At 62.6% G+C, this 7,774-nt stretch carries 8 protein-coding genes; 4 read left to right on the forward strand and 4 right to left on the reverse strand.

The genetic code is table 11. The annotated features are described in order from the left end of the window. Window positions 1-111: 111 nt before the first annotated feature. The 4 genes from ABZ260_RS41765 to ABZ260_RS41780 are packed head-to-tail and all read right to left on the reverse strand — an operon-like array spanning window position 112 to window position 2,732. A complete protein-coding gene (locus ABZ260_RS41765) occupies window positions 112-666 on the reverse strand; it encodes a phosphatase PAP2 family protein (RefSeq protein ID WP_355628821.1) in 555 nt (184 codons plus the stop codon). Further along, window positions 663-1,751 carry an MAB_1171c family putative transporter gene (locus tag ABZ260_RS41770; RefSeq protein ID WP_355628824.1) on the reverse strand — a complete coding sequence of 363 codons (1,089 nt, stop codon included), beginning with the start codon at window positions 1,749-1,751 and terminating at the stop codon, window positions 663-665. Before ABZ260_RS41770 ends, ABZ260_RS41765 begins: the two co-directional genes overlap by 4 nt. Further along, window positions 1,738-2,241 (reverse strand): hypothetical protein, encoded by a 504-nt coding sequence (locus ABZ260_RS41775; RefSeq protein WP_355628827.1) that lies wholly within the window; start codon window positions 2,239-2,241, stop codon window positions 1,738-1,740. Before ABZ260_RS41775 ends, ABZ260_RS41770 begins: the two co-directional genes overlap by 14 nt. 59 nt (window positions 2,242-2,300) lie before the next feature. Continuing rightward, a complete protein-coding gene (locus ABZ260_RS41780) occupies window positions 2,301-2,732 on the reverse strand; it encodes a helix-turn-helix domain-containing protein (protein ID WP_355628830.1) in 432 nt (143 codons plus the stop codon). A 559-nt stretch (window positions 2,733-3,291) separates the two neighbouring features. Here ABZ260_RS41780 and ABZ260_RS41785 point away from each other — a divergent pair. The 4 genes from ABZ260_RS41785 (at window position 3,292) to ABZ260_RS41800 (ending at window position 7,654) form a co-directional block, all read left to right on the forward strand. Then, window positions 3,292-4,320: a ParB N-terminal domain-containing protein gene (locus ABZ260_RS41785; protein WP_355628833.1), complete on the forward strand. Its 1,029-nt coding sequence runs from the start codon at window positions 3,292-3,294 to the stop codon at window positions 4,318-4,320. 593 nt (window positions 4,321-4,913) lie between these two features. After that, the gene (locus ABZ260_RS41790; protein WP_355628836.1) at window positions 4,914-5,486 is read left to right on the forward strand and encodes a transposase; all 573 of its coding nucleotides are present in this window, start codon (window positions 4,914-4,916) and stop codon (window positions 5,484-5,486) included. Window positions 5,487-5,519: 33 nt separating this feature from the next. Beyond that, on the forward strand, window positions 5,520-5,843 hold the full coding sequence (locus ABZ260_RS41795) for a hypothetical protein (RefSeq protein WP_355628839.1): 324 nt from the start codon (window positions 5,520-5,522) through the stop codon (window positions 5,841-5,843). Window positions 5,844-6,520: 677 nt separating this feature from the next. Then, a complete protein-coding gene (locus tag ABZ260_RS41800; protein ID WP_355628841.1) occupies window positions 6,521-7,654 on the forward strand; it encodes an IS701 family transposase in 1,134 nt (377 codons plus the stop codon). Window positions 7,655-7,774 lie beyond the last annotated feature (120 nt).

A 7,774-nucleotide genomic window follows, 5' to 3' on the forward strand; every position in this document is an offset into this window, starting at 1 on the left:
AACTCAGGGGGATATCTCTTCGACATGCCGACCTCTCGAAGGGGGCGGGGGCATGTAGTCAATCAAAGCGACTCCACGAAAGCCGGGGTACATCACAAGCGCGGTACAGGATTAAAAGAGGATAGCCAGCGTGAGCCACGTCGCGGCTCCGCCTGCTATCGCCCCTGCAGCGGTCTGGGCGGGTGTGTGGTCGCGGATCACCACTCGGGACCAGGCAATCGCCGCCACCAGCATGCTACCGGCCACGTACACGGGAACCGGTGGCAGGAGCCAGGCAAGCATCACCACGCTGCCGGCTGCAACCGCCGTATGGAAGCTAATCTTCCACCAGAACGTGATCGGTCCGGTCACGGCCAATGTGGCGAGCATGATGGTCACGCACGCGACCATCACGTGGGGGGCACCGAGTACGACCAAGAGGGCCAACGCGGTGAGCACTAGGGCGACGATCACGCCGATCAGCCACGGGCGCTGACTGCGGTCGGTGATGTGCTTGTCACCGAACCGGCCCGATCGCACGCCTGTCAAGATCACTCCGAGCGGGATACCGCCGCACAATCCAGCAGCCAGTGCGCCCCAGCCGAGGCCGATCCAGCTGTCGGTGACCGCGCCCACGGTCAGGGGCAGTCCTATGACAAAGTGCGCGGGTGCGAACACCTCCGTCATACCACGGGCGAAGCGACTGTCTGCCTGCGGATCTGCTTGTACGCTGCTGCGACCTGCCGAAGCCACGCGATTTCCCTTTCGATGTCGCCGGCGAAATCCGGCCCCGGAATGATCCCAGACGGTGTGCCCTTTCCTTGACCGGAGCGGGCCTCCTTCAACGAAGACGCGACCCATGATGCGACCTCACGTGGATTGTCGCCCGTCGGCGGCGGTACGACGGAGGTGAGTGACAGCATCCCGTCGCGGATCTCCAGCACCCGCCGGTACAACTGGACCCGGAGCGTGCCTTCCATGCCCAGTGTCACATCCGGGTACTGACGGGTGAGCGCCTCCCACAACGGATGCAGATCCCTCAGCGCGCGGACCTGCCGGATCTTGATGGACGCCGCCCGCCATGCTGGGATCGACGTCCCGGCCGTGATTCCCGCGATGCACAGCAAGAACGTCGTCTGGCCGAAGACAGGCCACTCGCGCGCGTCCGTTCCCGGCCAGAACAGGCTAGCCAGGTTGATCACCATAACGTGACCACGGTTGAGGACTCCGGAGATCATGCCGATGGTGGATAACACTAGGCCAAGACGTAGGAGTGGTGGAGCAACGCGGGCGTAGCCGGCGAACATCCATCCGGCCATGCCCAGGCAGTACATCAACCAGAAATCGAATATGGCGAGGTAGATACGGCCGGGGGTGGAGGTGGCACCGGGCGCGTGGGCACCGTCGACCCAGTAAATTCGCCCACCCCGGGCGGTGAACATGACCACCAAGATCACTATCACGACCACGGCCGCTGGCCAGATCCAGTGGCTCCGGGATTCTCGGCTGCCGCGGCTGATCACCTCGACGTAGGCCAACAGGCACGTGGCAGATGCGAGGCCGGTCAGATGCCGGCACAAGGTCGCCCACTCCATCCCGGTCACTGTGTCCAGCCATGTCACGACCGGTTCAGCGGAGAAAACCCGGGACATCGCGAGCCAGAAGAAGGCGCCCCAGAGCGTCCGCTGCTGGTAGGAGCGGCGAGCTGCGGGCAGGCGTAGCAGCGTGGCGGCCCACAGCAGAACGAGGGCCGCCCAGTCAATGATGCTCAAGCATATCCTCCGCCGAGTATCCAAATGTCTGCTCGATCATGCGCAATCCATGATCTCTTTGGTCGGGCGGCGGTTCGTTTGCGCGCATGAGGATGAGCGTGGCGAGTTGCTCGGCGTCACGTTCTTCCCGGGTTTCATAGCGACTGCGAGCGGCGATAGCTTCGACCGTCTCGATGGTCGGCTTCATCAGCCGGGACAGGGCTTCTTCGATACCACCGACTTGGCCGTGATCGAGGAGCATGTGGCTTACCTCGTGCAACACGATGTTGACGCGCAGCACGCCCTTGGCACCAGGAGCGACGAAAATATGGTCAGCCTTACGCGTGGCGATCCACAGCCCGCACGCGACAGCGGTTGCTTCGACGGGTAGATCGTGCATGTGTAGGGGGCGACCGCGGATGCGCTGAATTTCCTGTAGGTACGCGTCGAGCGTGAAAGGGTAAGGGATAGGAGCTGACTCCAGGGCTGTCCACAGCTCAGGAGATCGCACGATCGTGAACCTTTCCAGGCCAGATCGGGCATGTTACCTGACCTCCCCGACGTTAGCTTCTACGCGTCTTCGCCCTGATCGAGCTGCTCGGCCGCGCGCATCGCCTCGACCATTGTCGCAATGGCCTCGATGGACAATGGGGAGAGTCCGGTCATTCGTTCGGCGACGTTTAGCACACCGAGCGCAGTCAGGTCATCCACAACCTGCTGCTGTTGGTATTCCTCTTCGGGGGTCAGCGAGCATCGCACATGCTCCGCCGGCGGGGTCCGCGGCACGTCTTCACCCGCCAACCAACCCACCGTTACGCCTAGGAATCGAGCAAGCGCCTCCATCTGCTCCAAGGTGGGGTTGACCTTTGTGCCGTTGCATAGCAGTCCGATGTAGGCGTGCGAGATCGGTGTGCCCGCTTTCTTGAGCGCTCGGGCCACTTCGCGGTTTGACAGGTTCTTCACGCGCAAGGCCTCGGTCAGCCGCTCAGCCAGAGTGGCCACCCTAGTTACTCCTCCTGGGTTCCGCTGCCATCCGTCGACGGATACACATATACATTACGAGCCCTCGCAGATCCCAGAGGTTGACAAATCTTCACGACAGATATCCAATCATCCCTGGGTGTAAACCACCAAAAACCACCCTGTGTCCCATGTTCATCACTAGTTGACACCTAGCTGGAGTCTCGGATTGACCACTGGAGCGGTCCCTCGCTGACCCTTGCAACGATGCGCTACCAGCCCTACGTCCAGCAGCGGTCCGGGGCTTGGGTGGTGTGCTTTTTGCGGCGGGGGGCTGCGGCTCGCCTGGTTCCTCATCCGAAGAGTGTGCTTCTGTATTGCGTTGCTCAGCGCATCCGTGCCCGTCGTGATGAGCGGATGGCCGCACCGCGAGAAGTGCCAATTGGGGCAATCCGTTTCTGATAGTTCGCCAAAGCTAACGGATAACATTCAAATATTGACTTATTTTGGCATATTGGTGCATTTTGGAATGGCTTTCGGTTCATAAGGGGGAAGAGCTTTGGCTGCTTGGGCAGCGGCGGAGTCGCCGGACGCGTCCCGAATGAGGAGAAAGGTGCTGGATGAGGACTGCCAACCCAGTCTCTCGGTGGTTGAGACAGTCTCCGTTCACGAGTTGCTCCCCGCGGACTCGCCGCGAGCTATCGGGGAGGACCATCAGCACGTACGTTTGCTCTCCGAGTTGGACGGTGAGCTACCCCCGATCGTCGTGCACCGATCCACCATGCGAGTCGTGGACGGGATGCACCGGTTGCGGGCGGCGGCATTGCGCGGAGAGGAAACCATACGGGTACAATTCTTCGAAGGCGTCGAGCGCGACGCCTTCGTGATCGCGGTCAAGGAGAACGTCTCCCATGGCCTTCCGCTCTCCGCCGCCGATCGCTCCGCGGCAGCCGGTCGGATCGTCCGGTCGCATCCGCACTGGTCCGACAGGGCCATCGCCAGGGTCGCGGGATTGTCTGCCCGAACGGTGAACGCCATCCGCCGTGCGACATTTCCCGAGAGCGCTCAGTTGAAGACACGGGTGGGGTGCGACGGCCGGATCCGTCCACTGGACAGTTCCGCAGGTCGGATCCATGCGGCCGAACTGATGACAGAAGATCCGCAGGCCTCGCTCCGGCAGATCGCGCAGCAGTCAGGGATCTCGCCAAACACAGTACGGGATGTCCGTGACCGTCTGAGGCGAGAAGAAGATCCCTTACCGAACTCACGGAGGTCCGCTGGTGCGTCGCCTGGACCAGCGCCTCGGAAGCAGCAGGATACTTCGAATACTCTTCCTCCAGGCATCGCACCCGAACGTCGCCAGCCGCCGCACCTGCTGCCTGAACCTAAGCATGATCGGAGCAGAACGTCGTCGCTGAATGCCCTGATCAAGGACCCATCTCTCCGGTCTGGAGAGCGTGGCCGGCTCCTCCTGCGCATGCTCAGCGTGAGTGCTTCACTCGTGCCGAGCTGGGAGCAGTTGATCGACGCGGTTCCCGAGCACTGCATAGGCCTGGTCTGCCAGGCGGCCGAGGAAAGCGCTGCCGCCTGGACGGAGTTCGCCGAAGACCTCGGGCGCAGGGCAGTGTGACCCAGAGCATGAGTAGAGGGGTGAGAACGTTCTGTGTGCAACCGCTGAAAATCAGCAGTTGCACATAACTGTCCTGCGTCAAGAAGGCAGCAGGGTTTTCGGCCGAGGAAAGTGGGGGTCGTAGGATCGACCTGGCCGAGATAGACCTCGGTCGGCCGGTTCATCGAGATGCCCTTATGTGGACAGATGGTGTTGAACTCGACCCGACAAGCGTGGGTGTGCTCAGTCGGAACGAGACCATCAGTGATGTCTGAGCGGCTCCGGGATCGGTGGAGACTCTGAGAAGCCCCGCGTTTTTCGGACAGCTTCCTGATGATCGCTTCATGCGGCGAGCCGTCGGCTCAGGTACTTGTTGCGGACCTCCAACGGAGTCCGATATTCCGGCTGGACTCGTAGGGTCCCCAGGGTCGTGACGCTTCGCGGTTCCGGCTGTACGACCGAGGCATGCGATACGCGCAACGTGGCGGGTACACCCTCGCCGAACAGGAATCGACGGGTTCGTGCTCGACCTGCCCGACACTCCGGCGAACCTCGAAGAGTTTCCCAAGGACAGCGCGGGCGGGTATGAGACCGCGTTTCCGTAGGCCCGGGTTGTGGCTATCAGCGAGTGCGCCAGTCACGCGATCGTCGCGGCGGATGCGTCGGGCTGCTGGGACGGTGAACAGACCCTGGCCTATTCCCTGTACGAGCGGCTGGAGGACGACATGCTGCTGCTCGCCGATCGCGGCTTCTACAGCTTCTACGCCTGGGGTCAGGCCCGCCGTACCGGGGCCCAGCTGCTGTGGCGGGTGGAGGCCGGGCTCCGCCCGTACTGGTTGTGTGACCTGGACGACGGGTCCTGGCTCGCGGTCATCACCAACCCCGTGGTCGGCCTGCACAGATCGCAGAAGGAACGGTTGCGTGAAGACGCCCGCCAGGGCCGGGACCTCGACCGGGCTGTGGTCGTTCGCGTGGTCGACTACACCGTGCCCGACCGCAAAGGCGACCACATCAGGCTGATCACCAGCATCCTCGACCCGGCCAACGCCACCGCCGGGCACCTGGCCTCCTGCCACCACCAGCGGTGGGAGGCTGAAACCGGGTTCGACCAGTTGAAAACCCATCTGCGCGGCCCGGGCCGGGTCCTGCGGTCACGCACTCCCGACCTGGTGCGCCAGGAGATCTGAGCCTACCTCCTCACCCATTGGGCCCTGGCCACCTTGATCTGCGTCGCGGCCACCACCGCGGGAATCGACCCCGACCGGATCAAGTTCCTGGCCACCCGGCGCATCGTGCGCCGCTCGGTCACCGACCGGGCGGCCTTTCCCCCTGAGCCCTATGACATGCTCTGGGCACGCACCGTCCACCAGGTCGGCCGACCCCGCAACCGCAACCCCTCCCGTCGACACCGCAGCTACCCCCGAGCCGTCAAACGCACCCGACGAAGCGGCTACAGAGAACGCCGCCCCTCCGACAGGGGCATCCGGCACGCAGGACCGCCCACCGTCGCGCTCCTGTCCAGACACTCCCAAGCCAGAGCATGATCGTTAACTAAACGGCATTGGGCGGACCTGGGCACCTACATCTGCTTCGAAGGCGAGACAGGACAAGGGTTGAGGCCCGGCCACGCCACTCGTGATAACCGGATCGGGACACGCCCAGTCACGCGCACATGTCCATGACGGCATAGGTGGCCTTCTCTGTGTCGATGAGCTCGTACTTGGCGCTCACCGCTGTTCCCGAGAGAAGAAGGCCGCGGCTTTTTCGGGAACTCGTTCTCCTCGCGAAGTTTCCGGTTCTCTCTCCAGGTCGAGCTCACGCTCGCTTTTCCTCTCCCCGGTATCCCGCGACGGACCCATGTCATTCCCACGAGTTCACCGATAGGCGTTCACCCAGTTCCCGAGGCTGGTGTCATGAATGCCAAGTTCCTTGGCCACGTGCGGCCACCGGCCGCGGACCGTCCAGCACCATGTGGACGGCTTCCTCCTTGAACTCCTGACTGAATCGTCGGCGCCATAGTCTTCCTTTCCTTCCGATACACCCTTAACGGTAGTTGGGGCCTTTCCGAAAAATCCGGGCGCCTCACTTGATGTTTTTAGGAGGATTTGCGACCATCGGTTTCACGCACGTAGGTGATCATGCCACATAGTCCCCCATGAAAGTCCCGGATCAAGAACTTCTCCTTAATGACTCCAGCTGCTGAACGGTGGTGGGCCGGTACGTGTCCCGACTTTCCCTGCGGCGTGAACTCGCCGACCTCCTTGAACGTGTTGGCAAGGAACTTTTCGTTCGGACAGAGCCTCGTACCACATTCAAGGATCTGGTGCAGGCGCTGCTGGGAGAGGTTCCGCGGAAGAACTCCTGGCAATTGGCCGAGTGTGCCGGGCATCCTACAGCGCACCGGATCGAGTGGCTGTTGAGCGGGGCCAAGTGGGATGCCGACCGACTCCGCGACATTGTCTACTCCTATGTGATGGACCATCTGGCGGCGGACAGGGGACTGTTCATCATTCAGGAACTGCAGATCCTGAAGAAGGGGGACAGATCCGTCGGAGTGGCCCGGCAGGGGTGCGGTGACCGGGGGCCGACGCAGAACTGTCAGGTCGCGGTGATGCTCGCCTATGCCTCGTTCGGGGTGCGCCCCTTCGTCGATCGCGAGCTGTATCTGCCGAGGTTCTGGGCCGAGGACTCGGTACGGTGCCGGCGGGCCGGCGTGCCGATGCCGCCAGGAGCCCATCGCACCAAGCCCGAGCTCGTCGCAGAGATGTTGACACGGGCCATCGATTCGCGGACGCCCTTCTCGTACGTGGTGGGTGGCGCTACCTATGGAACGGACCCAAGGCTCCGGAAAATGCTGCACGACCGGGGCGTTTCGTACGTGATGGCAATTCCGCCTGACTTTCTTCCCGATGCGCCCGTGGTGTCTGCGGCTGGATCTTTCCAGAGATCCCGCGGAAAGGCATCGCCTCAAACTTTGCAGTTCATTCAGTGCGAGAACGGCGACAGAGTTTCGTTCGCGTCCTCGCCCTTCCCGAGGGAAAGCAGGGCGGAGGGCTATGTTCATGGCGTCCTGTCCGTTCAGGTGGGGCGGTCGGCAGGCGATCGATATTGCTTTCTCGTGCACTGCCGAAAAGAGACCCCGGTCGCTGAGTTGGCTTCGGCTGCGGCGGCCCATCTCGCTTCGGAGCATCCGGAGAACGGGTCCAGTGACTTGTCCGGACTGGATCAGTACCAGGTCCGGAAATGGGTTCCGTGGTATCGGCACGTGACCACCTGCATGCTCGCCAGCGCGTTCTCCGCGGTGTGCGCCTCCTCCCGGAACGAAAATCGCCCCGAGCACCGCCAGGCGGTCTGAACCCGTCCGGGTTTGATGGACAGCTTGATGTACCCCGGCTTTCGTGGAGTCGCTTTGATTGACTACATGCCCCCGCCCCCTTCGAGAGGTCGGCATGTCGAAGAGATATCCCCCTGAGTT

The sequence above is a fragment of the Streptosporangium sp. NPDC006013 genome, assembly GCF_040614275.1.
GTDB lineage: Bacteria > Actinomycetota > Actinomycetes > Streptosporangiales > Streptosporangiaceae > Streptosporangium.

Excerpts from the sequence above, each read along its gene's own strand:
- ABZ260_RS41765 (WP_355628821.1), bottom strand. The coding sequence starts at position 666 with ATGACGGAGGTGTTCGCACCCGCGCACTTTGTCATAGGACTGCCCCTG.
- ABZ260_RS41785 (WP_355628833.1), top strand. The coding sequence starts at position 3,292 with ATGAGGAGAAAGGTGCTGGATGAGGACTGCCAACCCAGTCTCTCGGTG.